The sequence below is a fragment of the Streptomyces anulatus genome (assembly GCF_000721175.1).
GTDB lineage: Bacteria > Actinomycetota > Actinomycetes > Streptomycetales > Streptomycetaceae > Streptomyces > Streptomyces anulatus_C.
The window spans coordinates 448622-474828 of record NZ_JOEZ01000003.1; the positions used below are offsets into that span (position 1 = coordinate 448622).

Annotated in this window: 19 protein-coding genes; 9 read left to right on the forward strand and 10 right to left on the reverse strand. The window is 69.5% G+C overall.

From position 1 onward, the window contains the following. Window positions 1-9 precede the first annotated feature (9 nt). Entirely contained in the window at window positions 10-3894 is a 3885-nt protein-coding gene (locus IG90_RS0105030) for a GH92 family glycosyl hydrolase (protein ID WP_030578125.1), read from the reverse strand. Between the two features lie 506 nt (window positions 3895-4400). Here IG90_RS0105030 and ngcE point away from each other — a divergent pair. The 9 genes from ngcE to IG90_RS0105075 all read left to right on the forward strand — a co-directional run bounded on the left by ngcE (window position 4401) and on the right by IG90_RS0105075 (window position 16555). Next, complete coding sequence (ngcE, locus tag IG90_RS0105035) at window positions 4401-5846, forward strand: N-acetylglucosamine/diacetylchitobiose ABC transporter substrate-binding protein (RefSeq protein WP_030578128.1); 1446 nt, start codon at window positions 4401-4403, stop codon at window positions 5844-5846. Window positions 5847-5895: 49 nt separating this feature from the next. Further along, complete coding sequence (locus IG90_RS0105040) at window positions 5896-6816, forward strand: carbohydrate ABC transporter permease (protein WP_030578131.1); 921 nt, start codon at window positions 5896-5898, stop codon at window positions 6814-6816. After that, the gene (locus IG90_RS0105045) at window positions 6816-7766 is read left to right on the forward strand and encodes a carbohydrate ABC transporter permease (RefSeq protein WP_030578134.1); all 951 of its coding nucleotides are present in this window, start codon (window positions 6816-6818) and stop codon (window positions 7764-7766) included. The genes IG90_RS0105040 and IG90_RS0105045 overlap by 1 nt, the downstream gene beginning before the upstream one ends. 224 nt (window positions 7767-7990) lie before the next feature. Continuing rightward, the gene (locus IG90_RS0105050; protein ID WP_030578137.1) at window positions 7991-9190 is read left to right on the forward strand and encodes an ROK family transcriptional regulator; all 1200 of its coding nucleotides are present in this window, start codon (window positions 7991-7993) and stop codon (window positions 9188-9190) included. A 120-nt stretch (window positions 9191-9310) separates the two neighbouring features. Then, window positions 9311-10423 carry a sugar ABC transporter substrate-binding protein gene (locus IG90_RS0105055; RefSeq protein ID WP_030578140.1) on the forward strand — a complete coding sequence of 371 codons (1113 nt, stop codon included), beginning with the start codon at window positions 9311-9313 and terminating at the stop codon, window positions 10421-10423. A gap of 277 nt (window positions 10424-10700) precedes the next feature. After that, window positions 10701-11489 (forward strand): ATP-binding cassette domain-containing protein, encoded by a 789-nt coding sequence (locus tag IG90_RS0105060; protein ID WP_030578143.1) that lies wholly within the window; start codon window positions 10701-10703, stop codon window positions 11487-11489. After that, window positions 11486-12808: a sugar ABC transporter permease gene (locus IG90_RS0105065; protein WP_030578146.1), complete on the forward strand. Its 1323-nt coding sequence runs from the start codon at window positions 11486-11488 to the stop codon at window positions 12806-12808. Before IG90_RS0105060 ends, IG90_RS0105065 begins: the two co-directional genes overlap by 4 nt. A gap of 168 nt (window positions 12809-12976) precedes the next feature. Continuing rightward, window positions 12977-14890, forward strand: a complete 1914-nt coding sequence (dxs, locus tag IG90_RS0105070) for a 1-deoxy-D-xylulose-5-phosphate synthase (protein ID WP_030578148.1) — start codon at window positions 12977-12979, stop codon at window positions 14888-14890. 198 nt (window positions 14891-15088) lie between these two features. Beyond that, window positions 15089-16555: an amino acid permease gene (locus IG90_RS0105075; protein WP_030578151.1), complete on the forward strand. Its 1467-nt coding sequence runs from the start codon at window positions 15089-15091 to the stop codon at window positions 16553-16555. Here IG90_RS0105075 and IG90_RS0105080 read toward each other — a convergent pair. From IG90_RS0105080 to IG90_RS0105115, 9 genes are all read right to left on the reverse strand, one after another. After that, window positions 16552-16962 (reverse strand): NYN domain-containing protein, encoded by a 411-nt coding sequence (locus IG90_RS0105080; protein ID WP_030578154.1) that lies wholly within the window; start codon window positions 16960-16962, stop codon window positions 16552-16554. The two genes, IG90_RS0105075 and IG90_RS0105080, sit on opposite strands and share 4 nt — an antisense overlap. A 39-nt stretch (window positions 16963-17001) precedes the next feature. Then, window positions 17002-18081 (reverse strand): LCP family protein, encoded by a 1080-nt coding sequence (locus IG90_RS0105085; RefSeq protein ID WP_030578157.1) that lies wholly within the window; start codon window positions 18079-18081, stop codon window positions 17002-17004. Beyond that, window positions 18078-18830, reverse strand: coding sequence for a protein kinase domain-containing protein (locus tag IG90_RS47030; protein WP_411572613.1), 753 nt, complete (start codon window positions 18828-18830; stop codon window positions 18078-18080). The genes IG90_RS0105085 and IG90_RS47030 overlap by 4 nt, the downstream gene beginning before the upstream one ends. Before the next feature lie 40 nt (window positions 18831-18870). After that, window positions 18871-21000 (reverse strand): 3-hydroxyacyl-CoA dehydrogenase NAD-binding domain-containing protein, encoded by a 2130-nt coding sequence (locus IG90_RS0105090; RefSeq protein ID WP_030578160.1) that lies wholly within the window; start codon window positions 20998-21000, stop codon window positions 18871-18873. Next, a complete protein-coding gene (locus IG90_RS0105095; RefSeq protein ID WP_030578162.1) occupies window positions 20997-22223 on the reverse strand; it encodes a thiolase family protein in 1227 nt (408 codons plus the stop codon). Before IG90_RS0105095 ends, IG90_RS0105090 begins: the two co-directional genes overlap by 4 nt. 180 nt (window positions 22224-22403) lie before the next feature. Continuing rightward, complete coding sequence (locus IG90_RS0105100; protein WP_030578165.1) at window positions 22404-23102, reverse strand: ferritin-like domain-containing protein; 699 nt, start codon at window positions 23100-23102, stop codon at window positions 22404-22406. 96 nt (window positions 23103-23198) lie between these two features. Then, complete coding sequence (locus IG90_RS0105105; RefSeq protein ID WP_030578168.1) at window positions 23199-24473, reverse strand: HRDC domain-containing protein; 1275 nt, start codon at window positions 24471-24473, stop codon at window positions 23199-23201. A gap of 113 nt (window positions 24474-24586) precedes the next feature. Beyond that, the gene (locus tag IG90_RS0105110; protein WP_003965521.1) at window positions 24587-25249 is read right to left on the reverse strand and encodes a response regulator transcription factor; all 663 of its coding nucleotides are present in this window, start codon (window positions 25247-25249) and stop codon (window positions 24587-24589) included. A 211-nt stretch (window positions 25250-25460) separates the two neighbouring features. Continuing rightward, the gene (locus tag IG90_RS0105115) at window positions 25461-26120 is read right to left on the reverse strand and encodes a DUF3000 domain-containing protein (protein ID WP_030578171.1); all 660 of its coding nucleotides are present in this window, start codon (window positions 26118-26120) and stop codon (window positions 25461-25463) included. Window positions 26121-26207 lie beyond the last annotated feature (87 nt).

Here is a 26207-nt window from a genome sequence, read left to right on the forward strand (position 1 = left end):
ACGTGGGGATCAGGAGAGCAGCTCCACCTCCGCGAGCGTCGCCGAACCCGTCAGCACCAGCCGGTACTTCGTGTACGAGCCGGGCCGCCCCACCGAGAAGACCCGGGTCTGCCTGTCCCAGGCGAACGACTGGCCGGAGCGGCGGTCGACGTCCGTCCACTTCTCGCCGTCCGCCGAACCCTGGAGCGTCCAGCCCTTCGGGGCCTCGTCCGCCGCCGCCGACGTCAGCGTGTACTGGATCCCCTTCGTCGCCGAGGGCACCGGCAGCTCCACCGAGTCGACCGTCGCCGAGGTGGCCGAGGTGTCGTCGAACAGCGCGCCGTCACCCTTCAGCGCGTCGTCCCTGGGCGTCGGAACCTTGTCGTCCTTCTGCACGGAGACCGGGGCCGCGTCCTTGCCCGTGCCCCACGCCGAGGGCTTCGGGCCCATGTCGAACTCCAGGGTGCCGCCCTTGGCCAGCACGTCGTGGGGGAGCGCCGTGGAGGTCCACTTCTTGCCGTTGACCTTCACGCCCTGCACGTAGATGTTCGTCCCGCTGTTCTTCGGGGCCTTCACGACCAGCTTGCGGCCGTTGTCCATGCGGACGGTCACCTTCTTGAAGAGCGGCGAGCCGATCGCGTACTCCCCACTGCCCATCACCAGCGGGTAGAAGCCGAGCGAGGAGAAGAGGAACCAGGCCGACTGCTCGCCGTTGTCCTCGTCGCCGTGGATGCCCTGCCCGATCTCGCTGCCGACGTACAGCCGGCTCAGGACCTCGCGGACCTTCTCCTGCGTCTTGTACGGCTGCGAGGCCGCGTTGTACATGTACGTGGCGTGGTGGGCGACCTGGTTGCTGTGGCCGTACTGGCCCATCCTCACGTCACGCGCCTCGGTCATCTCGTGGATGACTCCGCCGTAGCTGCCGACGAACTCCGGGCCCGCCGTCTCCGGCGTCGAGAAGTACGTGTCCAGCTTCTTGGCCAGGCCCGCCCGGCCGCCGTACAGGTTGGCCAGGCCCCGGCTGTCCTGGGGGGCGGTGAACGCGTAGCCCCAGCCGTTGGTCTCGGTGTAGTCGTAGCCCCAGACACGGGGGTCGTACTCGTCGGAGGGCAGGCGCCAGTCGCCGCCCGGCTTCTTGCCCTGGAAGAAGCCGGCCTTGTCGTCGAAGAGCTTGACGTACTTCTGCGCCCGGTTCGTGAAGTACTCGGACTCTTCCTTGTACCGCGCCTTCTTCGTCTTCCTGTACAGCTTCTGGCCCATGCGGGCGATGCCGTAGTCGTTGACGTAACCCTCGAGCGACCAGGACAGGCCCTCGTGGGTGGCGGTGTTCGCGTAGCCGGTGAAGACCGAGGTCTCCAGGCCCTTGCGGCCGACGCCCGAGGAGGGCGGGGCGGCGGTGGCGTTCTTGAGCGCCGCGTCGTACGCCGCCTCGGCGTCGAACTTCACGCCCTTGACGTAGGCGTCGGCGAACGCCACATCCGAGCTGGTGCCGGTCATCAGGTCCGCGTAGCCGGGGGAGGACCAGCGCGAGGTCCAGCCGCCGTCCTTGTAGTGCTGGACGAACCCGTCCACCAGCTCGCCGGCCTTCTTCGGGGAGAAGAAGGAGTAGGCGGGCCAGGTCGTGCGGTAGGTGTCCCAGAAGCCGTTGTTGACGTACACCTTGCCGTCGACGATCTTCGCGCCGGTCCGCGTCGGGGTGTTCTCGCCCGTCGCCTCGGAGAAGGGGCTGGCGTACTTGTTCTCGCCCTTCACCTTCTCGTGGCCGGAGTTCGGGTAGAGGTAGAGCCGGTACAGGCTGGAGTAGAGCGTCGTCAGCTGGTCCGCGTTCGCGCCCTCGACCTCGATCGTCCCGAGGACGTCGTCCCAGGCGCTCCGCGCGCCCCGTCGCACCCGGTCGAAGGAGGTGGACTCCGGGATCTCCATGGCCAGGTTCTGCTTCGCCTGGTCGACGCCGATCAGTGAGGTGGCCAGGCGCAGGTTCACCGTGCGGTCCTTGCCGGCGTCGAAGCGGAAGAAGCCGGTCACGTCGTCGCCTCCGCCGCCCTTCAGCTTGCCGCTGTCGGTGACCGGCGCGTCGAAGACGCCGTACACGAACATCCGGGTCGCGCCGGTGGACAGGCCGCTCCTGACGTCCGTGTAGCCGGAGAAGGAGCGGTTCTCCGGGTCCAGGGTGATGCCGCCGTCGTTCGAGACGTTGTCGAAGACCAGGCTCGCGTCCTTGCCGGGGTAGGTGAACCGCATCCGGGCCGCGTGGTCCGTCGGCGTCACCTCGGCCTTGAGGCCGTTCTCGAACGTGACGCCGTAGTAGTGCGGCGTCGCCGTCTCGTTCTCGTGCCGGAACGGCAGCGCGCGCGCCGTCCGGGACGCGTCCGGGGTGCCGCTCGCGGCCGACGGCATCACCTGGAAGGTCTGCCGGTCGCCCATCCAGGGGCTCGGTTCATGGCTGGCGGAGATGGCCTGGAGCGTGGGGAGGTTGTCCGCGTCGTTGCCCCGGTGGTAGTCGTACAGCCAGCTGGTGGTGCCCGCGTTGGTGACCGGCGTCCAGAAGTTGAAGCCGTGCGGGACGGCCGTGGCCGGAATGTTGTTGCCGCGCGAGAAGCCGCCGCTGGAGTTCGTGCCGCGGGTCGTCAGCGCGTAGTCCGACAGATGCGCCTTGCGCTTCTCGGGGGCCTTCGGGGCGATCGTGATGTCGTCGATCCAGCCCTGGAACTTCGCCGGTCCCTTGGGGGAGTCGTACGCCACCAGGATCCGGTCGACCGTCTTGCCCGCGGCGACCGTGCCGAGGCGGGCGGCGACCTTGTTCCACTGGTTGACGTAGAGGCGCTTGGCGTCCGCCTGGCCCCGCGGGGTCAGCAGCCCGCCGTGGCTGTCGGTGGCCTTCAGCTCGCTCAGGTACGTGCCGTCGGTGAAGGCCAGGTCCACCGCGACATGGGTGGCCGGGTAGTTAAGGTCCGTCTCGCCCATCTGCGGGTAGACGAGGTAGGACAGCTCGGTGTCCTTCGTGACGGCCGTGTTCACGTCGAAGATCTTGTTGTACGAGTAGGCGCGTCCGTCGGGTGTGTGCGTACCCGCGTAACGCAGTGCCTTCTTTCCGGTGAATCCCGCCCCCGACTTCGCGGTGGGGGATCCGGAGGGGCCACGGTCGGGCTGACTGCGCATCTCGTCGGGCACCGGCGCGGAGGTGTCACCGTTCGAGAACTGAACGTCGGCGAGCTGGAGAACGCCCGCCGCACCGTTGTTCTTCGTGATCTCCAGCCGGAAGTGCTTGTAGGCGGCATCGGCCGTGAAGTCGTACGTCTTGGTTTCGTGCCGCTTGGCGAAGGTCTCGCCGGTGCGGGTGTCGAGGTCGGTCCACTCCCTGCCGTCCGCCGAGCCCTTGAGCGTCCAGTCCTTCGGGTCGCGCTCGGCGTGGTCGTTGGCCGAAGTGAGGGCGTACGTCACGACCTTGACGGGTTCCTCCAGATCGAACTCCACCCAGCCGGTGGGCTTGAAGGTGAGCCACTTGGAGCCCGGCTCGACGTCGACGAGGTTCTCCTTGACCTCGCCGCCGGCGGTGTTCTCGGCGCTCGCGCGGAGCTCCGTCACCCGGTCGGTGACATTGCCCGGTATGCCGGAGGAGAAGCCTCCGTCGACGCCGGAGGAGCGCTTCTCGCCGTCGGGGCCCTCCTCGACGGTGCCGCGCCAGTCCGGCTGCCTCTCGTCCGCCTCGAACGAGGAGCTGAACGTCCGCTCGCCGGACGGCTTCCGGTCCGGCGAGGAGGGTTGTGCGGTGGCGACCGCGGGGGCGATCACCACCAGGGCGAGGGATGCCGCCAGGGCGGCTGCTGTGGGGGTCCGTCTCCGGCGGAGGGCCGGGCGGGGGACCGCGTGTGGGGCCTTGTCGGAGCCGTGGTCGAGGCCGCGTGGTGGCTGCATGCCGAGCCGTTCCTCCCCGGGAAAATGCAATGGACAACGTTGTCATGGCGGGATGCAAGGTCCAGTAGGGATCCAAGTGACGGGACGTGTCAAGGGTGTTGCCGCGGGGTCCGCCGGCGAATCGGCCGGAATGGGGAAATAGCCGCCGCGGGTGGAGGGTGCGGGGTGCCGAGGTGTCCGTGAGGTCTCAACTCGGGAAAGACTGCCGCCCAAACCTGCTTTCGATCTTGCTCAGTCGGCGACAAGTGGACTATACCTGTCGGCATCCGCACGGCCGCTTCACGCGGACGTGCGCACGGGGGAAGCAGGGACGGTTGCGAGGACGCCGGGCGCGTACTCGCTGTACGGTCACCCGAAATCCCCACTGCACCGGCGTGTCCGGTACATCTGTATATCCGCACGACCCAAGCGCAACTGACCGCGGTGGCGGGACCCTTCGCCTGAGGCGAATTTTCGACGGGTGACCGGTACACCGCCTGAGTCCTGGAGAAGGCGAGGACTTGAGCATGGGATCCACCTCCGCCCACAACAATGAGGGCCTTGGCCGTCGCGATCTGATCAAGCGTTCTGCCGCACTCGGCCTGATCGCTGTTCCGACGATGAGCTTCCTGTCCGCCTGCGCGAGCGGCGACAGCGGCAGCGACGACAAGGTCGAAAAGGGCGAAAAGACCGAGAAGAACCCGCTGGCCGTCAACGGCAGCGCACCGCTGGAGATCGTCATCTTCGACGGTGGCTTCGGCACCAAGTACGCCGAGGACGCCAAGGCCGTCTACGAGAAGACCTATCCCGACGCGAAGGTCAAGTTCTCCGCGACGCAGAAGATCCAGTCGGTTCTTCAGCCGCGGTTCAACGGTGGCACCCCGCCGGACCTGATCGACAACTCCGGCGCCCAGCAGATGGACATGGGCGTCCTGGTCGGCAAGAAGCAACTCACCGACCTGACCCCGCTGCTCGACGCGCCCTCCATCGACGACCCCGCCAAGAAGGTCCGCGACACCCTGCGGCCGGGCATCGTCGAGATGGGCCAGTTCGACGGCGACCCGGTCTGGATCATGTACTACGCGTACACGGTCTACGGCGTCTGGTACTCGCAGACCGCGCTGGAGAAGCTCGACGCCACGTACCCGGAGACCTGGGACGACATGCTCGCGCTCTGCGCGAAGGCGAAGAAGAAGGGCATCGCCGGCTGGACCTACCCCGGCAAGCACCCCTACTACCTCCCCTTCTCGCTGTACCCCTTCATCGCCAAGATCGGCGGCGTCGAGGTCCTCGACGCGATCGACAACCTGGAGCCGAAGGCCTGGGAGCACCCCGCGGTCAAGGCGGCCTTCGAGGCGTACTACGAGCTCGTCGCCAAGGACTACATCCTCGAGGGCACCCCGGGCCTGGACCACCGCGGTTCCCAGGGCGCGTGGGCCCGCGGCAAGGCGCTGTTCATCCCGAACGGCTCCTGGGTCGAGAACGAGGAAGCGGCGATCATCCCCAAGGACTTCAAGCTGTCCGTGGGCGCTCCCTCCAGCCTCGACTCCTCGGACAAGATGCCCTTCGGCACCCTCTGGGCGTCCGGCGGCGAGCCGTTCATCGTCCCGAGCAAGGCGAAGAACCCCGAGGGCGGCATGGAGCAGCTGCGCATCATGCTCAGCGAGGCCTCCTCCAAGTCCTTCACCACGAGCACCAAGTCGCTCTCCGCCTTCAACGGCGGCACGGACGGCATCGAGCTCTCCGACGGCCTGAAGTCCGGTGTCGCCGCACTGGAGAAGGCCGGCACCAACGTGGTCAACCCGCGCCTGCAGGACTGGTACGTGAAGCTCCAGAAGGAGCAGATCGGTGTCGCCGCGCTCGGCGAGATGATGGCAGGCCGCGCCAAGCCCGCCGAGACCATCAAGAAGATCCAGGCCTTCGCCGACGCGACCGCCAAGGACCAGTCCATCAAGCACTTCAAGCACCAGTGACCACGCGTCACCAGCGGCGGGCAGCAGGGGAAGGTCGGAGTCGGTAACGATGCAACACGGTAAATACCGGTTCATAGTCGGGTTCTTGGTGGTCCCGATGGCGTTGTACGTCATCTTCGTCATCTGGCCCTTCATCCAGTCCATCTACTACTCGTTCACGGACTGGACGGGGCTGAGTCCCGACTTCAAGATGGTCGGGTTCGACAACTACACCAAGATGCTCGACGACGACATCTTCTGGAAATCGCTGCAGCACAGTGTGCTGCTGGCCGTTCTGCTGCCGCTGGTGACGCTGGGGCTCGCGCTCTTCTTCGCCTTCATGCTCAACGTGGGCGGTCGGCGCCGCAAGGGCGCCGCCGTCACCGGCGTACGGGGCTCGGGCTTCTACAAGATCGCGTACTTCTTCCCGCAGGTGCTCTCGATCGCGATCGTGGCCATCCTGTTCCAGTTCGCCTTCGACCCGGCCCAGGGCATGATCAACGGCACGCTCAAGGCCGTGGGGTTCAGCGACGTACCGGACTGGCTGGGCGATCCGCAGCTGGCCCTGTGGTGCATCATGGCGGTGCTCGTCTGGTGCACGACCGGCTTCTTCGTGGTGCTGTTCTCCGCGGGCATGGCCTCCATCCCCAAGGACTTCTACGAAGCCGCCCTGCTGGACGGGGCGAGCCGCTTCACGACCTTCTTCCGGATCACGCTGCCCCTGCTGTGGGACACGGTCCAGTCCGGCTGGGTCTACATGGGCATCCTGGCGCTCGGCGCCGAGGGCTTCGCCATCGTCCACATCATGAGCGTCGGCCCCGGTGGGCCCGACTACTCGACCACCGTCCTGCCGCTGTACGTCTACCAGTCGGCGTTCCGTGACGGACAGGCGGGCTACGCGACCACGATCGGTGTCGCCCTGCTCATCGTGACCCTGGCGTTCGCCGCCATCGTCATGCGGGTGGGCCGGCGCGAGCGGCTGGAGTTCTGATGAAGACCACTGACACCCCTCCCTCCGGGCCCTCCGGGCCCCCCTCCGACGCCGACGCGGCCAAGGTCCCGGCCCAGCGCACCGGCCCGGTGGGCAAGAGCCCGTCGGCCCCCGCGAAGAGCAGTGAGGGCCAGGTCCTCAACGTCTTCTCGCACGGCATGCTCGTGCTGTGGGCGATCATGGTCGTCCTGCCGCTGTTCTGGGCGGTGATGTCCTCGTTCAAGACCGACTCGGACATCTTCAACACGCCGTGGTCGCTGCCCAGTTCGCTGAACTTCGACAGCTGGGGCCGGGCCTGGAGCCAGGCCCACATGAGCGAGTACTTCCTGAACACCATCCTGGTGGTGGGCGGGTCGCTCGTCGGCACCCTGGTTCTCGGCTCCATGGCCGCCTATGTGCTCGCCCGCTTCGAGTTCCCCGGCAACCGCTTCATTTACTTCTTGTTCGTCGGCGGCATGAGCTTCCCGATCATGCTGGCGCTGGTCCCGTTGTTCTACGTCATGGACAACATGGGGCTGCTGAACACGATCCACGGCCTGATCCTCGTGTACATCGCGTACTCGCTGCCGTTCACCGTGTTCTTCCTGACCTCGTTCTTCCGTACGCTGCCGACCTCGGTGGCGGAGGCGTCGATCATCGACGGGGCCTCGCACACCCGGACGTTCTTCCAGGTCATGCTGCCGATGGCCAAGCCCGGCCTGATCAGCGTCGGCATCTTCAACTTCCTGGGGCAGTGGAACCAGTACATGCTGCCGACGGTGCTGAACACCGACCCGGAGAAGCGGGTACTGGCCCAGGGCCTGGTGGAGCTGGCCTCCAGCCAGGGCTACAAGGGCGACTACTCCGGCCTCTTCGCCGGCCTGGTGATCGCGATGCTGCCCGTGCTGGCGGCGTACATCATCTTCCAGCGCCAGGTCGTCTCCGGCCTGACGGCGGGCGCCCTGAAGTAGGCCACATCCCGGAAACGGCCCGGTGCCCCGGCGGAGGAATCCTCCGCCGGGGCACCGGGCCGTCTGCGTGCGGGTGAGCCCCGGCCCGCTCAGGTCTTGACGGGAGGCACCCCCGAACGGTCAGCTTAGAGTTCACATGTTGGAGGAAGCCGGGGTCTCATCGCTGCGGCCCCGGCCGGGGCGGTCTTCAGGACCGCCCGCCAAGGGCAGGAGTGGATGAGTCGATGGAGACTCCCGGGTCGCAGACATCGCTGCACAGGGCCAATCTGGAGCGGGTCGTACGCGCCGTACGGATGGCGGGATCGCTCACCCAGGCGGAGATCGCCCGGAGCACCGGGCTCTCCGCAGCCACGGTCTCCAATATCGTCCGCGAGCTGAAGGACGGCGGGACGGTCGAGGTCACCCCCACCTCGGCGGGCGGCCGACGGGCCCGCAGCGTCTCGCTCAGCGGTGACGCGGGCATCGTCATCGGCGTCGACTTCGGCCATACGCATCTGCGCGTGGCCGTCGGCAACCTCGCCCACCAGGTGCTGGCCGAGGAGTCCGAGCCGCTGGACGTCGACGCCTCGTCCGCCGAAGGCTTCGACCGGGCGGAAGTGCTGGTCAAGCGGCTGATCGAGGCCACCGGGATCGGCCCGGACAAGGTGATCGGCATCGGGCTCGGCGTGCCGGGCCCCATCGACGTCGAGTCCGGCACGCTGGGCTCCACCTCGATCCTGCCGGGCTGGACGGGCATCAACCCCAGCGAGGAGCTGTCCGGCCGCCTCGGCGTGCCCGTGTACGTCGACAACGACGCCAACCTCGGGGCGCTCGGCGAGCTGGTCTGGGGGAGCGGGAGGGGTGTCAAGGACCTCGCGTACATCAAGGTGGCCAGCGGCGTCGGCGCCGGTCTGGTGATCGACGGGAACATCTACCGCGGCCCGGGAGGCACGGCCGGCGAGATCGGGCACATCACGCTCGACGAGTCGGGCCCCGTCTGCCGCTGCGGCAACCGCGGCTGCCTGGAGACCTTCACCGCCGCCCGCTACGTCCTGCCCCTGCTCCAGCCCAGCCACGGCCCCGGGCTCACCATGGAGCGGGTGGTCCAGCTGGCCCGGGAGGGCGATCCGGGCTGCCGCCGGGTGATCGGCGACGTGGGCCGCCACATAGGCAGCGGCGTGGCCAACCTGTGCAATCTGCTCAACCCCAGCCGCGTCGTGCTCGGAGGCTCGCTGGCGGAGGCCGGGGAGCTGGTCCTGGGGCCCATACGGGACTCCGTGTCGCGCTACGCGATCCCCAGCGCCGCCCGGCAGCTCTCGGTGCTGCCCGGCGCGCTCGGCGGCCGTGCCGAGGTGCTGGGGGCGCTCGCCCTGGTGCTGAGCGAGATGGGGGATTCAACCCTTTTGGAGAGCACCCTCCCCGCGGCGACTCCTGCCTTCACTTAGATAACGAATGGCACCGTTGTCATCTCGTTAAGGATTTACTCCTTGACGCTGACGCTGGGGCCGAGTTGACTTCCAGCCACCTCGGCCGCAACGTCGCGGCCTCGTCAGGGAGGTTCGAGAATGAACACGCGTATGCGTCGTGCCGCCGTTGCCGTTGCCGCCACCACGATGGCGATCTCGCTGGCCGCTTGCGGGAGCGCCAAGGAGTCCGGCGACAAGGCCGAACAGGGCTCGGAGAAGAAGGGCGACGACCTGAAGATAGGTCTGCTCCTCCCCGAGAACCAGACGGCCCGTTACGAGAAGTTCGACCGGCCGATCATCGAGAAGAAGATCAGCGAGCTCACCGGCGGCAAGGCGGAGGTCGTCTACGCCAACGCCAAGCAGGATGCGAACACGCAGTCGCAGCAGGTCGACACCATGATCACCAACAAGGTCGACGCGCTCATCGTCGGCGCGGTGGACGCCAAGGCGATCGCGAACAGTGTCAAGAAGGCCAAGGACGAGGGCATCCCCGTCGTCGCCTTCGACCGCCTCGCCGAGGGCCCCATCGACGCGTACACCTCCTTCGACAACGAAGAGGTCGGCCGGGCCCAGGGCACCGCCCTGCTGGAGGCCCTGGGCGACAAGGCCGACGGCGGCACGATCGTGATGATGAACGGCGCGATCACCGACCCGAACGCCGCGCTCTTCAAGAAGGGCGCCAAGTCGGTCCTCGACGGCAAGGTGAAGTACGGCAAGGAGTACGACACCAAGGAGTGGAAGCCGGAGAACGCCAACGCCAACATGGAAGCGGCGATCACCGCGCTCGGCAAGGACAAGATCGACGGCGTCTACTCCGCCAACGACGGCATGGCGGGCGGCATCATCACCGCCCTCAAGGGCGCCGGCCTGTCGCCGCTCCCGCCGGTCACCGGCCAGGACGCCGAACTGGCGGGCGTGCAGCGCATCGTCTCCGGTGAGCAGTTCATGAGCGTCTACAAGTCCTACCCCGCGGAAGGCATCGTCGCCGCGGAGATGGCCGTCGCCCTCGCCAAGGGCGAGAAGCTCGACTCCATCGCCACCTCGAAGGTCGACAGCGCCACCACGAAGGGCATCCCGACGGTCCTCGTCCCGGTCGTCTCGCTCACCAAGGACAACATCAAGGACACCGTCATCAAGGACGGCATCTGGACGCTGGACGAGATCTGCTCGGCCAAGTACAAGGCCGCCTGCGACAAGATCGGCCTGAAGTAGCACCCCGGGACCCGGCCCGCCCCCGAGCCGCCGGGTCCCGCCCGCCGTGACGCCCACCGCGCCCCCGCGAGGGCCGAGCGGCCCCACCGACCGCGCACGCGACCGCCGCACACCGGCCCGCACGCGCCACGAGGCCTGTCCGGCGCCCCGCACACCAACCGTCCCGCTACCGGGCGGGGCGCCGGACGGAACGCCCACACCTCATCTGTTCTCTTTGCTCGACACCGCCGCGCCTTCCCCCGGGTGCGGCATCCCCGCCGGTCAGGCGGCGAAGGAGATGGTTCATGTGTCCGCTACGCCCGTGCTGGCGTTGCGAGGGGTCTCCAAGCGATTCGGTGCCGTCCAGGTACTCACCGATGTAGAGCTTGAGGTCCACGCCGGCGAGGTGGTCGCCCTGGTGGGCGACAACGGCGCCGGCAAATCAACGCTGGTCAAGACGATCGCCGGAGTGCACCCCATCGATGACGGTGTCATCGAGTGGGAGGGCAGGGCCGTGCAGATCGAGAAGCCCCACGACGCCCAGAACCTCGGCGTCGCGACCGTCTATCAGGACCTCGCGCTGTGCGACAACATCGATGTCGTCGGCAACCTCTACCTCGGCCGGGAACTGCGCAGGTTCGGCATCCTGGACGAGGTCGAGATGGAGCGCCGCTCACGCGAGCTGCTGTCCACGCTCTCCATCCGCATCCCGAGCGTCCGCATCCCGATCGCCTCGCTCTCCGGCGGCCAGCGCCAGACCGTGGCCATCGCCCGGTCGATGCTCGGTGAGCCCCGCCTCGTCATCCTCGACGAGCCGACCGCCGCCCTCGGCGTCGAGCAGACCGCCCAGGTCCTCGACCTCGTCGAGCGGCTGCGCGAGCGCGGTCACGCGGTCATCCTCATCAGCCACAACATGGCCGATGTGAAGGCCGTCGCCGACAAGGTCGCCGTGCTCCGGCTGGGCCGGAACAACGGTGTCTTCGATGTGAAGACCACCTCCCAGGAAGAGATCATCTCCGCCATCACGGGCGCCACGGACAACGCCGTGACCCGACGTGCGGCGCGCAACGCGGAGGTTTCCAAGTGACCACCGACGAGACCACCAACACGGTGGACAAGAGCAGCACCTCGCTGGACAAGTCCGACGCGCCGCCGGTCGGCAACCCGGACGCGGCCGAGGGCGCCGCCACGGTCCTCGACCCCCGCCTGCTCATCCGTGAGCAGGGCCTCTCCGGCTACGTCACCGAGTTCAAGCGCAAGATCAGCGGCGGTGACCTGGGCTCGATCCCGGTGGTCGTCGGCCTCGCGATCATCGCCATCGTCTTCCAGAGCATGAACTCCGAGTTCCTCTCCGCGAAGAACATCAGCGACATCGCCACCACGATGGTCGCCACCGGCATGATGGCCGTGGGCATCATCTTCGTCCTGCTGCTCGGCGAGATCGACCTCTCGGTCGGCTCCGTCTCCGGTGTCTCCGGGGCCCTCGTCGCGGTGCTCAGTGTCACCCAGGGCATGAACGAATGGCTGGCGATCGCCGTCGCCATCGTCAGCGGCGCGGTGATGGGCGCGATCCACGGCTTCTTCTTCGCCCGGATCGGGGCGCCCGCCTTCGCCGTCACCCTGGCCGGCCTGCTGTTCTGGCTCGGCTTCATGCTCCAGCTGCTCGGCGACTCCGGCACGATCAACCTGGACGGCGACGGGGTGGTCGGCAAGCTGACCACGTACTACTTCACCGACGTCGCCGCCGCCTACGGGCTCGCCGCGATCGCGGTCGTCGGCTACTTCGCCGCCGCCTTCCTGGACACCCGCCGCCGCGAGGCGGCCGGTATCCCGGCCCGCCCGATCGCCGACATCGTCGTGCGCACCGCCGTCCTCGCGGTGTTCGCCTTCGCCGCCGCGTACATGTTCAACCAGTACCGCGGTCTGCCGCTCGCCCTGGTCCTCTTCCTGATCGTCCTGGTCGGCACGGACTTCCTGCTCCGCCGCACGGCCTACGGGCGGAAGATCTTCGCGCTCGGCGGCAGCGTCGAGGCCTCGCGCCGTGCCGGTATCAACGTCACCGCGATCCGTGTCTCCGTCTTCTCCATCGCGGGGACCTTCGCGGCGATCGGCGGCCTGTTCTGGGCCTCCAAGATCGCGGCGGCCAACCAGGGCTCGGGCACCGGCGACCTCCTGATGAACGTCATCGCGGCGGCCGTCATCGGCGGCACCAGCCTCTTCGGCGGCCGCGGCCGCACCTGGAACGCCCTGCTCGGCGTCATGGTGATCGTCTCCATCCAGTACGGACTGTCGCTGGAAGGCATCGCCACGCCCATCCAGTACATGGTCACGGGCGCCGTGCTCCTCGCCACGGTCGTCATCGACTCCGTCACCCGTAAGACCCAGAAGACCGCGGGCCGCGCCTGACCACGGAACCGCCCAGGTGCCCGGTGCCCCCAGGGGTGCCGGGCACCCGCGCGTGTCCGGTCCGGCATTCCTCGTGCGAACAAGGCCGCCCGCTGCCCGCCGCCGCGATCGGAACATTAGACTCATCGGATCGGCACGCTCGATCAGCTCAAACGCAAGGAGGCACGGGTGGATCTGCTGACCCGCATCAAGGGACCGCGCGACCTGGACCGGCTCGGCCTCGGTGAGCTGGACCAGCTCGCGGAGGAGATCCGCACCTTCCTCGTGGACGCCGTGTCCAAGACCGGCGGACACCTCGGCCCCAACCTGGGCGTCGTCGAGCTCACCATCGCCCTGCACCGGGTCTTCGAGTCGCCCCAGGACAAGGTGCTGTGGGACACCGGCCACCAGGCTTACGTCCACAAGCTGCTCACCGGCCGCCAGGACTTCTCCCGGCTCAAGAGCAAGGGCGGCCTCTCCGGCTACCCCTCCCGTGCCGAGTCCGAGCACGACATCATCGAGAACAGCCACGCCTCCGGGGTCCTCGGCTGGGCCGACGGCCTGGCCAAGGCGAACGAGGTCCTGAAGAAGGACGACCACGTCGTCGCGGTCATCGGCGACGGCGCGCTCACCGGCGGTATGGCCTGGGAGGCGCTGAACAACATCGCCGCCGCCAAGGACCGCCCGCTCGTCATCGTCGTCAACGACAACGAGCGCTCCTACGCCCCGACCATCGGCGGACTGGCCAACCACCTCGCCACGCTCCGCACGACCGACGGTTACGAACGGTTCCTGGCCCGCGGCAAGGACATCCTGGAGCGCACGCCCGTCGTCGGCCGCCCGCTGTACGAGACCCTGCACGGCGCCAAGAAGGGCCTCAAGGACTTCATCGCCCCGCAGGGCATGTTCGAGGACCTCGGCCTGAAGTACGTCGGCCCGATCGACGGCCACGACATCGAGGCCCTGGAATCCGCGCTCCAGCGCGCCAAACGCTTCGGCGGCCCGGTCATCGTGCACTGCCTCACCGAGAAGGGCCGCGGCTACACCCCCGCCCTCCAGGACGAGGCCGACCGCTTCCACGCGGTGGGCAAGATCCACCCGGACACCGGCCTGCCGATCTCCACCTCCGGCCTCGACTGGACCTCCGTCTTCGGCGAGGAGATGGTCAAGCTCGGCGAGGAGCGCGAGGACATCGTCGCGATCACCGCCGCCATGCTCCAGCCCGTCGGTCTCGGCAAGTTCGAGGCCGCCTTCCCGGACCGGATCTACGACGTCGGCATCGCCGAGCAGCACGGCGCGGTCTCCGCGGCGGGCCTCGCCACCGGCGGCCTCCACCCGGTCTTCGCGGTCTACGCCACCTTCCTCAACCGCGCCTTCGACCAGGTCCTGATGGACGTCGCCCTGCACAAGTGCGGCGTCACCTTCGTCCTGGACCGGGCCGGCATCACCGGCACGGACGGCGCCTCGCACAACGGCATGTGGGACATGTCGATCCTCCAGTGCGTGCCCACGCTCCGGATCGCCGCCCCGCGCGACGCCGACCAGGTCCGCGCCCAGCTGCGCGAGGCCGTCGCCGTCGACGACGCGCCCACCGTGGTCCGCTTCTCCAAGGGCGCGGTCGGCCCGGCGGTCAAGGCGGTCGGCAGGGCCGGCGGCATGGACATCCTGCGCGAGCCGAAGGCCGCCCGCCCGGACGTCCTGATCGTCTCCGTCGGCGCACTCGCCCCGATGTGCCTGGAGATCGCCGACCTGCTGGACGCCCAGGGCATCTCCAGCACCGTCGTCGACCCCCGCTGGGTCAAGCCCGTCGACGAGGCGCTCGCCCCGCTCGCCGAGCGCCACCGCGTCGTCGTCACGGTCGAGGACAACAGCCGCGCCGGAGGCGTCGGCTCCGCCGTCGCCCAAGCCCTGCGCGACGCCGGGGTCGACCTGCCGCTGCGCGACTTCGGCATCCCGCCGGTCTTCCTCGACCACGCCTCGCGCGGCGAGGTCATGGCCGAGATCGGACTGACCGCGCCGGACATCGCCCGGCAGGTCACCGGCCTGGTCGCCAAGCTCGACGGCCGCTTCGAGAGCCGCGCGGTGGAGCCCGCCCGCGACTGACCTGCGAACAGATCACCTCTCCGTACGGCCGACGGGCCGGGAGAACCGCCCCTGTACGGGTGGTTCTCCCGGCCCGTTCGCATGAAACGGGCCGGATGGCGCGGTCATGCGCGGGCCGGTCCACATCATGGCGTTCACAACGAACGCGTGGAGGTATCTCAGGTGAGCGCGCAGGTCACACCACCCCGCGGAGACGGCATGTTCCGCACCAAGTCCGTCGAACAGTCGATCCTCGACACCGAGGAGCCGGAACACGCGCTCAGGAAGTCCCTCTCCGCCCTGGACCTGACGGTCTTCGGCGTCGGCGTCATCATCGGCACCGGCATCTTCGTTCTCACCGGCCAGGTCGCCAAGGAGACGGCGGGCCCCGCCACGGCCATCGCTTTCGCCGTGGCGGGCGTCGTGTGCGCGCTGGCCGCGCTCTGCTACGCCGAGTTCGCCTCCACCGTCCCGGTGGCCGGCTCCGCGTACACCTTCGCGTACGCCGCGCTGGGCGAACTGGTTGCCTGGATCATCGGCTGGGACCTGGTGCTGGAGTTCGCGCTGGGCACCGCGGTGGTCGCGGTCGGCTGGTCCGGTTACGTCCGCTCACTGATGGACAACGTCGACTGGACGATGCCCGAAGTGCTCTCGGGACCGGATGTGGCGGAGGGATTCGGCTTCGACGTCCTGGCCTTCGCCCTGGTGCTGGTGCTGACCGTCATCCTCGTCGTCGGCATGAAGCTGTCCGCCCGGGTCACCTCGGTCGTGGTGGCGATCAAGGTCGCGGTGGTCCTCATGGTGATCATCGCGGGCCTGTTCTTCATCAAGGCCGAGAACTACGAGCCCTTCATCCCGCCGGCCGAGAAGCAGCCCGCCGGCTCGGGCTGGGACGCGCCGCTCGTGCAGCTGCTGTTCGGCTACGAACCCACGAACTTCGGCGTGATGGGCATCTTCACCGCCGCCTCCATCGTCTTCTTCGCCTTCATCGGCTTCGACGTGGTGGCCACCGCGGCCGAGGAGACCAAGCTGCCCCAGCGCGACATGCCGCGCGGCATCCTCGGCTCGCTCATCATCTGCACGGTGCTCTACGTGGCGGTCTCGATCGTGGTCACCGGCATGCAGCACTACAGCGAACTCTCCGTCAGCGCCCCGCTCGCCGACGCCTTCAAGGCCACCGGGCACCCCTTCTACGCCGGGGTGATCAGCTTCGGCGCGGCGGTCGGTCTCACCACGGTCTGCATGATCCTGCTGCTCGGCCAGACCCGGGTCTTCTTCGCGATGAGCCGCGACGGCCTGCTGCCGCGCTTCTTCTCCAAGACGCACCCGCGCTTCCGCACGCCCTACCGCCCGACGATCCTGCTCGGCGTGCTGATCGCGATCATCGCCGGGTTCACGAGCATCGAGGAGCTCGCCACCCTGGTGAACATCGGCACGCTCTTCGCGTTCGTCATCGTCGCCCTCGGCGTCCTGGTCCTGCGCCGCACCCAGCCGAACCTGCCCCGTGCGTTCCGTACCCCGTGGGTGCCGGTGCTCCCGGTCGCCTCGGTGGCCGCCTCGGTCTGGCTGATGCTCAATCTGCCGGTGGAGACCTGGGTGCGCTTCGGCGCCTGGATGGTCCTCGGGGTGATCATCTACTTCGTGTACGGGCGCTCCCACAGCCGCATGGCCAGGTCGGAGCGCTAGCGTTCCTCGTCCCCGTACTGCGGCAGCGGCCGTACCGTACGGGGTCCCACGCACCGGGCCCCGTACGCCTCGACCCGCTGCCGCAGTCCGCGGTCGGCGGTGACGACGACGCAGTCCCGGCCAGGGGAGGCCCCGGCCGCCAGCTCGGCGATCAGGTCGTCGCCGCTGCCGGGGGCCGGTGCGACCCGGACCCCGGCCACCGACGCGACGCCCCGGGCGGCCCCTTCGACGACGAGCACCAGCTCGATCGGGCCGGGCAGCCCGGGCAGCCCGGCCGCCGCGTACGGGACCAACGAGTCCCGCAGCCGTACCGCCGCCCCGCGCCGGTCCCGCCACCACCCGTCGGGCACGGAACCGACCACATTGGCGGCGTCCACGATCACCAGCACCGTATCGTCCTCGCTCATCCCGGCAGGGTGTCACGGGGAGAGCGGTACGACGGTCCGTCAGCCCCCGGTCGCGGGGGACCTCTTCGCTTCCTCGGGGATCGTGGTGTCCTCTCGGATCGCCTTCCACAGCTGACCCGACTGCGGTTCGGACGCGATCACCCGGTTCGGGTCGATCCTGTCGTACGCCACCGGCAGCATGATCGTCTCCATCGAGGCCGGGTCGACGCCGTTCATCGAACGGGCGAACTCCGCCAGCGAGGTGAGCGAGGCGAGCCCGGAGTCGGTGGTGAGCGCCTTGGTGGCCGAGTCGGCGATCTTGTAGGAGCTCGCCGGACTGCCCAGCAGGTCCTGCGACTTGACCTCGCTCAGCAGGGCCAGCAGGAACTGCTGCTGGAGCCCGATGCGGCCGAGGTCGCTGCCGTCGCCGATGCCGTGCCGGGTCCGGACGTACGCCAGGGACTCGGCGCCGTCCAGCTTCTGCGGGCCGGCGGTGAGGTGCAGCCCCGACGCCTTGTCGTCGATGTCCTGCGGTACGTCGACGGTGACCCCGCCGATGGCGTCGACCAGGTCCTTGAACCCGGCGAAGTCGATCTCCAGGTAGTGGTCGATGCGGACACCGGACATCTTCTCCACCGTCTTCACCACACAGGCCGGACCGACCTGCGCGTAGACGGAGTTGAACATGACGCGCTCCTTGGCCGACACCGTGGAACCGTCGTCCCCGACGCACTCGGGCCGGGTCACCAGGGTGTCGCGCGGGATGGAGACGGCGACGGCCTTCGACCGGCCCTCGGGTATGTGCACCACCATCGCGGTGTCGGAGCGGGCGCCGCTGACGGCCCCGCCGCCGCCCAGCTCCCTGTTCTCCGCCCCGGCACGCGAGTCCGAGCCGAGGACCAGCAGGTTCTGCCCGCTGGTGGGAAGCTTCTCCGGGCGGTCCTCGCCGAGCGCCTTCTCGATGTCGACGCCCTTGATGTTCCCGTCTAGCCGGCTGTAGAGCCAGTAGACGGTGCCGCCGGTGGCGAGCAGCAGGACGAGCAGGACACCGAGGGTGATCTTGAGGCCGCGGCGGCGCTTGCGGGGTTCGGTCGATCGTCGGGAGGCGCGGGGGCCTGGCGTCGCTTCGTCGTTGCTCATCGTGCTCGAGTCCTCCATCTCATCGCCCAGGAGGGCAGGGGAGTGCGTGGGACTCGGGTGGGGGGTGTGACCGGTCCGTGAGTGTTCGACTGACCGAGCACTATAGAACAACAGATCGCGGGAGTGCGTGTTCCGGTGGACGCTCCTGAGGGATCCACCGAGGACGGATGGCCGCTCGGGGCCGAGACGGGCGCGCGTCCACGGCATACGGATTCATGATCGGCCCGGGAGGCGGGTCCGGGATCTCCGGCAACCGCTGGACGCCGCCGCACGCCGGTGCGGAGGGCGGGCCTGCGGCCCCTCCGGTCCCGGTCCCGGGTCCGCGAACAGGATGTTCGCGGACGTTCACGTCCCGGTGTGCGAGTCCGTGCGCCGGGGCGGCGCCCGGGCAGCGGCACTCCGTGCGCGTACGCGAGTGCGGTCAGCACCTGGTGCGCGACCGGGAGCGCCGGCCAGGGCGGCATCCGGCCCCCGTGCCGGGCGGCCAGCCGCTCCAGGCTGCCGCCAGGGCAGTACTCGCAGGCGAACCAGAACTGCTCGTCCAGGTGGACCCTGCCGCGGAACGACACGATGTGGGGATGGTCCAGGGCGCGGACGCTCTCCAGCTCGCGGGGCAGCGCGAAGCGGGCGGTCTCGTCCACCGTGCCGCCGACCAGGAACTGCTTGAGCGCGACGAGCTGCGAGCATCTCCCCTTAGCCGCCCGCTGGTGAATCCGGCCGGATACGAGCTCGGGCCGTACAGGGAGTATGTCCTGTACGGCCCGAGCTCGTTTGTTCCGTGCGGAGCGGTCAGGCGGGAACGCTCGCCACGCCCTGTGCGAGGAACGGCTTGCCGTTCACCCGCTGGGAGACGCCCTCACGGTCCAGGTACGGCGTGATGCCGCCCAGGTGGAACGGCCAGCCCGCACCGGTGATCAGGCACAGGTCGATGTCCTGGGCCTCGGCGACGACGCCCTCGTCCAGCATCAGGCCGATCTCCTGCGCCACCGCGTCGAGCACGCGGTCGCGGGTCTGCTCCTCGGTGAGGACGGTGTCGCCCTGCTTGAGGAGGGCGGCGACCTCGGGGTCGAGGACCGGCGCACCGGAGTCGTAGAGGTAGAAGCCGCGCTTGCCGGCCTTCACGACCGCCGCGAGGTTCTCGGAGACGGTGAAGCGCTCCGGGAAGGCGCGGTTCAGGGTCTCGGAGACGTGCAGGCCGATGGCCGGGCCGACCAGCTCCAGGAGCACCAGCGGGGACATCGGCAGGCCGAGCGGCTCGACGGCCTTCTCCGCGACCTCGACCGGGGTGCCCTCGTCGATGACGTTCTGGATCTCGCCCATGAAGCGGGTGAGGATGCGGTTGACGACGAACGCCGGGGCGTCCTTCACCAGGACCGCGGTCTTCTTCAGCTTGCGGGCCACACCGAACGCCGTCGCCAGCGAGGCGTCGTCGGTCTGCTCGCCGCGGACGATCTCCAGGAGCGGGAGGATCGCGACCGGGTTGAAGAAGTGGAAGCCGACGACCCGCTCGGGGTTCTTCAGCTTCGACGCCATCTCGGTCACCGACAGCGAGGAGGTGTTGGTGGCGAGGATCGCGTGCGCCGGGGCGACCGCCTCGACCTCCGCGAACACCTGCTGCTTGACGCCGATCTCCTCGAAGACGGCCTCGATGATGAAGTCCGCGTCCGCGAAGCCCTCGGCCTTGTCCAGGACACCGGAGACCAGGCCCTTGAGGCGGTTGGCCTTGTCCTGGTTGATGCGGCCCTTGCCGAGCAGCTTCTCGATCTCGGCGTGGACGTAGCCCACACCCTTGTCGACGCGCTCCTGGTCGATGTCCGTGAGGACGACCGGGACCTCCAGGCGGCGCAGGAACAGCAGCGCCAGCTGCGAGGCCATCAGGCCCGCGCCGACGACGCCGACCTTGGTGACCGGGCGGGCCAGGTTCTTGTCCGGGGCGCCGGCCGGGCGCTTGGCCCGCTTCTGGACCAGGTTGAAGGCGTAGATGCCGCTGCGCAGCTCGCCGCCCATGATCAGGTCCGCCAGCGCCCGGTCCTCGGCGTCGAAGCCGGCGCTCAGGTCGCCGTCCTTCGCCGCCGCGATGATGTCCAGCGCGCGGTACGCGGCAGGGGCCGCACCGTGCACCTTGGAGTCGGCGATGGCCCGGCCACGCGCGACGGCCTGGTCCCAGGCCTCACCGCGGTCGACCTCGGCGCGCTCGACCGTGACCGAGCCCTTGAGCACGTTCGCGGTCCAGATCAGCGACTGCTCCAGGAAGTCCGCACCCTCGAACAGCGCGTCCGCGATGCCGAGTTCGAAGACCTGCTTGCCCTTGAGCTGGCGGTTCTGGTTCAGCGAGTTCTCGATGATCACCGAGACCGCGCGGTCCGCGCCGATCAGGTTCGGGAGCAGCGCGCAGCCGCCCCAGCCGGGGACCAGGCCGAGGAAGACCTCGGGCAGCGAGAACGCCGGGAGCGCCTTGGAGACGGTGCGGTAGGTGCAGTGCAGGCCGACCTCGACACCGCCGCCCATGGCCGCGCCGTTGTAGTACGCGAAGGTGGGGACCGCGAGACCGGCCAGGCGGCGGAAGACGTCGTGGCCGCCCTTGCCGATGGCCAGCGCGTCCTCGTGACGGCTCAGCAGCTCGACGCCCTTGAGGTCGGCGCCGACCGCGAAGATGAACGGCTTGCCCGTGATGCCGGCACCGGTGATGGTGCCCTCGGAGGCCTCCTTCTCGACCTGGTCGATGGCGGCGTTCAGGTTCGCCAGCGACTGCGGTCCGAAGGTGGTCGGCTTGGTGTGGTCCAGGCCGTTGTCCAGCGTGATCAGCGCGAACCGCCCGGCGCCGTAAGGCAGATCCAGGTGCCGTACGTGCGCCTGCGTGACGACCTCGCCGGGGAACAGCTCGGCCGCACCCTTCAGAAGCTCAGTGGTGGAGCTCACTTGTTGCCTCCGTCAGCGTTGAAGTGCGGGTTCTCCCAGACGACCGTGGCGCCCATGCCGAAGCCGACGCACATCGTGGTCAGGCCGTAGCGGACCTCGGGCTGCTCCTCGAACTGCCGGGCCAGCTGCGTCATGAGCCGGACACCGGAGGAGGCCAGCGGGTGGCCGTAGGCGATCGCGCCGCCGTACTGGTTGACCCGGGCGTCGTCGTCGGCGATGCCGTAGTGCTCGAGGAAGGCGAGCACCTGCACGGCGAACGCCTCGTTGATCTCGAAGAGACCGATGTCCTCGATGCCCAGACCGGCCTGGGCCAGCGCCTTCTCGGTCGCCGGGATCGGACCGTAGCCCATGACCTCCGGCTCGACGCCCGCGAAGGCGTAGGAGACGAGGCGCATCCTGACCGGGAGACCGAGCTCGTTGGCGACGTCCTCGGCGGCGAGCAGCGAGGCGGTGGCGCCGTCGTTGAGCCCCGCGGCGTTACCGGCCGTCACGCGGCCGTGGGCGCGGAAGGGGGTCTTGAGGCCCGCGAGGGACTCCATGGTGGTGCCCGGGCGCATCGGCTCGTCGGCGGTGACCAGGCCCCAGCCCGTCTCACCGGCTTCGGGGTTGGTGCGGCGCACCGAGACCGGTACGAGGTCCTGCTGGATCTTGCCGTTGGCGTACGCCTTGGCGGCCTTCTCCTGCGAACGCACCGCGTAGGCGTCGGCGCGCTCCTTGGTGATCGTGGGGTAGCGGTCGTGCAGGTTCTCCGCCGTCATGCCCATGAACAGGGCGGACTCGTCGACCAGCTTCTCCGACACGAAGCGCGGGTTCGGGTCGACGCCCTCGCCCATCGGGTGGCGGCCCATGTGCTCGACGCCACCGGCCACGACGACGTCGTAGGCGCCGAAGGCGATGGAACCGGCCGTCGAGGTGACGGCGGTCAGCGCGCCCGCGCACATGCGGTCGATCGAGTAGCCGGGGACGGACTGCGGCAGACCGGCCAGGATTCCGGCGGTACGGCCCAGCGTGAGGCCCTGGTCCCCGATCTGCGTGGTCGCGGCGATGGCGACCTCGTCGATCTTCTTGGGGTCCAGGTCCGGGTTGCGGCGCAGCAGCTCCCGGATGGCCTTCACGACGAGGTCGTCGGCGCGGGTCTCGTGGTAGATGCCCTTCGGGCCCGCTTTGCCGAACGGGGTGCGGACGCCGTCGACGAAGACGACGTCCCGGATGGTACGAGGCACGGTGGCTCTCCTCCAGGGTGCGGGATGGCACTGCTGCGGGGCACGCCACGGGGACGCACCGCCTGCCATCATGCTACTTGCGGGTAACCAGACTGCCCACCCCCCGCGGCCGGAGCGTCGAAGGTCACACCGGTCCGACGGCCGCCAGGACGCCTCAACGTTACGTTCCGGCCCCGCCGCTCACCGCATGGACGCCGCGATCGGCCCCGAGGACCGGACGACCTCCGCCACGAACCGCCTCCGGCCGACCCCCAGCCGCCGCAGCGCCGGACCGTGGTCCACGGCCACCACCGCCGAGGCCACGGCCAGGGCCGCACACCATCCGGAAGTGGCCAGCACCCGCACCGGCGACGGCAACGGGCGCAGCGCCCGGCGCAGCCGGTGGCAGTGGAAGGGCACATGCCGTTCCTCGTCGGCCAGGATCCGCGCCGCCACCTCCCGCGTCAGCGCGTCCTCGCCCCCGTCCCGCAGGGCCCGGTAGTACCGCAGCGCGACCGTCTCCGCGATCATCAGGACCAGCAGTTCGAGGCGGAGCCCCAGCGCCCGGCGCAGCGTCACGAAGATCCGGTCGCTCCAGTGCGAGGCGATCACCGGCGCACCGCCCGAGGAGAGCAGGAGCGCCAGCAACCTGGCGTGATTTCGCTCCTCCGCGACGAACATCCGTACCGCCGACGCGTACTCTGCGTCGCCGGCCGCCTCCGCTTTGGTGATCAGCTCGGCACCGTCGCCGTCCTCGCCGACCTGGAACCGCTGCACACTGCGCCGGATCGACGGGTGCGGCGGCACTCCTGTCCGCCAGTCCGGATCTCCGCGCTCCGCGCGTTCCTGCCGCGCGGTCTCGAACGCGCGAATCCAGTCGCCGTACGCCGCGGTGTCCATGTCCGTCCCCCGTAACCCCTGTGGCTTCCGTGATTCCCGCCGGGAAGTCGAACCCCCCGGCCGACGGCCGGGGGGTTCGGGTGGGCGGCGTGCGGATCAGGCGCCGGCGTCCAGCGCCCGGACCAGGAGCGGGGCGACCTGCTGGATCTGCCAGTTCCGTGCCCCGTACCCGGCGAGGGTGTCCTCGACGGCGCCCGGGGTCGGGCGCGTCGGCGGCTCCCAGCAGATCCGGCGCACGGTGTCCGGGGTGATCAGGTTCTCCTGGGGCATGTGGAGGCGTTCTGCCAGCTCGGAGACGGCGGTGCGGGCGGCCGAGAGCCGGGCGGCGGCGGCCGGGTCCTTGTCGGCCCAGGAGCGTGGCGGAGGCGGTCCGGCCGGCTGCTGACCGGGCTGCGGCAGCTCCGACTCGGGCAGCGCCCTGGCCCGGTCCACCGCCGCCTGCCACTGCTCCAGCTGACGGCGGCCCATGCGGTGGCCGAATCCCGGCAGCGCGGTCAGGGCCTGCACATCGACCGGCAGCGCGAGCGCGGCCTCGACGATCGCGGCGTCGCCGAGCACCTTGCCCGGCGAGACGTCGCGGCGCTGGGCGACCTGGTCACGGGTGGTCCACAGCTCCCGGACGACGGCCATCTGACGGCGGCGGCGCACCTTGTGCATGCCCGAGGTGCGCCGCCAGGGGTCCTTGCGGGGCGGTGCGGGCGGCGCGGAGGCGATGGCGTCGAACTCCTCGCGGGCCCATTCCAGCTTGCCCTGCCGCTCCAGCTCCTCCTCCAGCGCGTCGCGCAGGTCGATCAGGAGCTCCACGTCGAGCGCGGCGTAGCGCAGCCAGGGCTCGGGCAGTGGGCGGGTGGACCAGTCGACCGCGGAGTGGCCCTTCTCCAGGGCGTATCCGAGGACGTTCCCCACCATCGCGCCGAGGCCGACACGCGGGAAGCCCGCGAGGCGTCCGGCCAGCTCGGTGTCGAACAGCGAGGTGGGGGTCATGCCTATGTCCCGCAGGCACGGCAGGTCCTGGGTCGCCGCGTGCAGGATCCACTCGGTGCCGCTCAGCGCGGAGCCGAGGCTCGAGAGGTCGGGGCAGCCGACCGGGTCGACCAGGGCGCTGCCCGCGCCCTCGCGGCGCAGCTGTACGAGGTAGGCGCGCTGGCCGTAGCGATACCCCGAGGCGCGCTCGGCGTCGACGGCCACCGGGCCGGTGCCCGCGGCGAAGGCCGCGATCACCCGGGCGAGGGCGTCGTCGGACGTCACCACCGGGGGAATGCCCTCGCGCGGTTCGAGCAAGGGGATCGGCGCCGGGGCGACGTCGTCCGGGGGAGCGCCCCCGGTGGTTCGCAGTGAAGTGTCTGCTGCGGTCTCTTGGGCGTCGGTCACGTGTCAAGGGTATCTGTGTATGCACGGAGCCCGTCGACGGAACGTTCCGTCGACGGGCTCCGTGCACGTATTCCAGCCGGAGACGCATCGGTGCACGTCCCGGCGGGGTGCGGTCAGTGGATGATGCCCGTCCGCAGGGCGACCGCGACCATGCCGGCACGGTCTCCGGTCCCGAGCTTGCGGGCGATGCGGGCGAGGTGGGATTTGACGGTCAGGGCGGAGAGGCCCATCGAGACGCCGATGGCCTTGTTGGACTGGCCTTCGGCGACCAGGCGGAGCACCTCCACCTCACGTCCGGACAGTTCGCGGTAGCCGCCCGGGTGGCTCGGGGAACCGGGAGGCCTGCGGTGCATACGGGCGGCGTTGGCGCCGATGGGGGCGACGCCGGGGCGCGTGGGGTGACCGATGTTGGTTCGGGTGCCGGTGACGACGTAGCCCTTCACGCCGCCCGCGAGGGCGTTGCGAACGGCGCCGATGTCGTCGGCGGCGGAGAGGGCGAGACCGTTGGGCCAGCCTGCGGCTCGGGTCTCGGACAGCAGGGTCAGCCCGGAACCGTCGGGCAGGTGGACGTCGGCAATGCAGATGTCGCGCGGGTTGCCGACGCGGGGGCGTGCCTCCGCGATGGACGACGCTTCGATGACGTCACGTACTCCGAGGGCCCACAGATGGCGGGTGACGGTGGAACGGACGCGCGGGTCGGCCACGACGACCATGGCCGTCGGCTTGTTCGGGCGGTAGGCGACCAGGCTTGCGGGCTGCTCAAGGAGAACGGACACCAGGCCTCCTGGGGGGAGTGGCGGGACGGGCCGGCTCGGGGGTGAAGCCGGGGGCGAACCGTGCTTGAAGGGTCATTGACCTCTTCGGCAGCGGAGCCGTCCTCCTTTAGGAGAAGATCACGATTTGGTGAGTAACAATTCGGGCAAATAGGACGCGCGATCGATTGTACGAAAAGAGAGCCGGTGCTTGTGCGATACGGGTGACGGAATGTTATGAAACCTGCGGTCCGCGCCGCTGCGGCAGCGTCACCACCGCCGCGTCCGCCGGATCCGACGGCGGCAGTCCCGCGATCTGGCACAGCAGATCGCCCCAGGCCATCAGGTGTGACGCCGCGTCCGGAAACCCGCCCCGCCCCTCGCGCGGCGTCCACGAGGCGCGGATCTCGATCTGCGTCGCCGGACGGCGCGCGGACAGCGCACCGAAGTAGTGCGATCCGGCGCGTGTCACCGTTCCGCCGGCCTCTCCGTACGACAGGCCCCGTGCGTCCAGCGCACCCGTCAGCCAGGACCAGCACACCTCCGGGAGCAGCGGGTCCGCCGCCATCTCCGGCTCCAGCTCCGCCCGCACCAGCGTCACCAGCCGGAACGCGCCCTGCCAGGCGTCGTGCCCCGCCGGATCGTGCAGCAGGACCAGCCTGCCGTCCGCGAGATCGTCCTCGCCGTCCACCACCGCCGCCTCCAGGGCGTACGCGTGCGGCGCGAGGCGCTGGGGCGGCCGGGTCACCTCCACCTCCAGCTCCGGGCGGAGGCGCGCGGAGCGCAGCGCTTCGACCGCCGCCAGGAACGCGGGCGGCACGGAAGGACCCTCCGCACGGTCCTTGCTCTCAACGCCATCGGAATGATCGGAAAACTGTCCCTGAGCCGGAGCCATGCGGGGAAGAGTAGGCGGAAGGCGGGCCTCGCGCAGGGAGAGACACCCGTGCGGGGCCGGGCTCCTTCGGCCCGCGTGCGAAGATTC

Bases quoted from the DNA above. Each gene is read 5' to 3' on its own strand.
- IG90_RS0105045 (WP_030578134.1), top strand. From the start codon at position 6,816: ATGAAGACCACTGACACCCCTCCCTCCGGGCCCTCCGGGCCCCCCTCC.
- IG90_RS0105055 (WP_030578140.1), top strand. From the start codon at position 9,311: ATGAACACGCGTATGCGTCGTGCCGCCGTTGCCGTTGCCGCCACCACG.
- ngcE (WP_030578128.1), top strand. From the start codon at position 4,401: ATGGGATCCACCTCCGCCCACAACAATGAGGGCCTTGGCCGTCGCGAT.
- IG90_RS0105075 (WP_030578151.1), top strand. From the start codon at position 15,089: ATGTTCCGCACCAAGTCCGTCGAACAGTCGATCCTCGACACCGAGGAG.
- IG90_RS0105050 (WP_030578137.1), top strand. From the start codon at position 7,991: ATGGAGACTCCCGGGTCGCAGACATCGCTGCACAGGGCCAATCTGGAG.
- IG90_RS0105115 (WP_030578171.1), bottom strand. From the start codon at position 26,120: ATGGCTCCGGCTCAGGGACAGTTTTCCGATCATTCCGATGGCGTTGAG.
- IG90_RS0105080 (WP_030578154.1), bottom strand. From the start codon at position 16,962: ATGAGCGAGGACGATACGGTGCTGGTGATCGTGGACGCCGCCAATGTG.
- IG90_RS0105040 (WP_030578131.1), top strand. From the start codon at position 5,896: ATGCAACACGGTAAATACCGGTTCATAGTCGGGTTCTTGGTGGTCCCG.
- IG90_RS0105085 (WP_030578157.1), bottom strand. From the start codon at position 18,081: ATGAGCAACGACGAAGCGACGCCAGGCCCCCGCGCCTCCCGACGATCG.
- IG90_RS0105060 (WP_030578143.1), top strand. From the start codon at position 10,701: ATGGTTCATGTGTCCGCTACGCCCGTGCTGGCGTTGCGAGGGGTCTCC.
- IG90_RS0105030 (WP_030578125.1), bottom strand. From the start codon at position 3,894: ATGCAGCCACCACGCGGCCTCGACCACGGCTCCGACAAGGCCCCACAC.
- IG90_RS0105100 (WP_030578165.1), bottom strand. From the start codon at position 23,102: ATGGACACCGCGGCGTACGGCGACTGGATTCGCGCGTTCGAGACCGCG.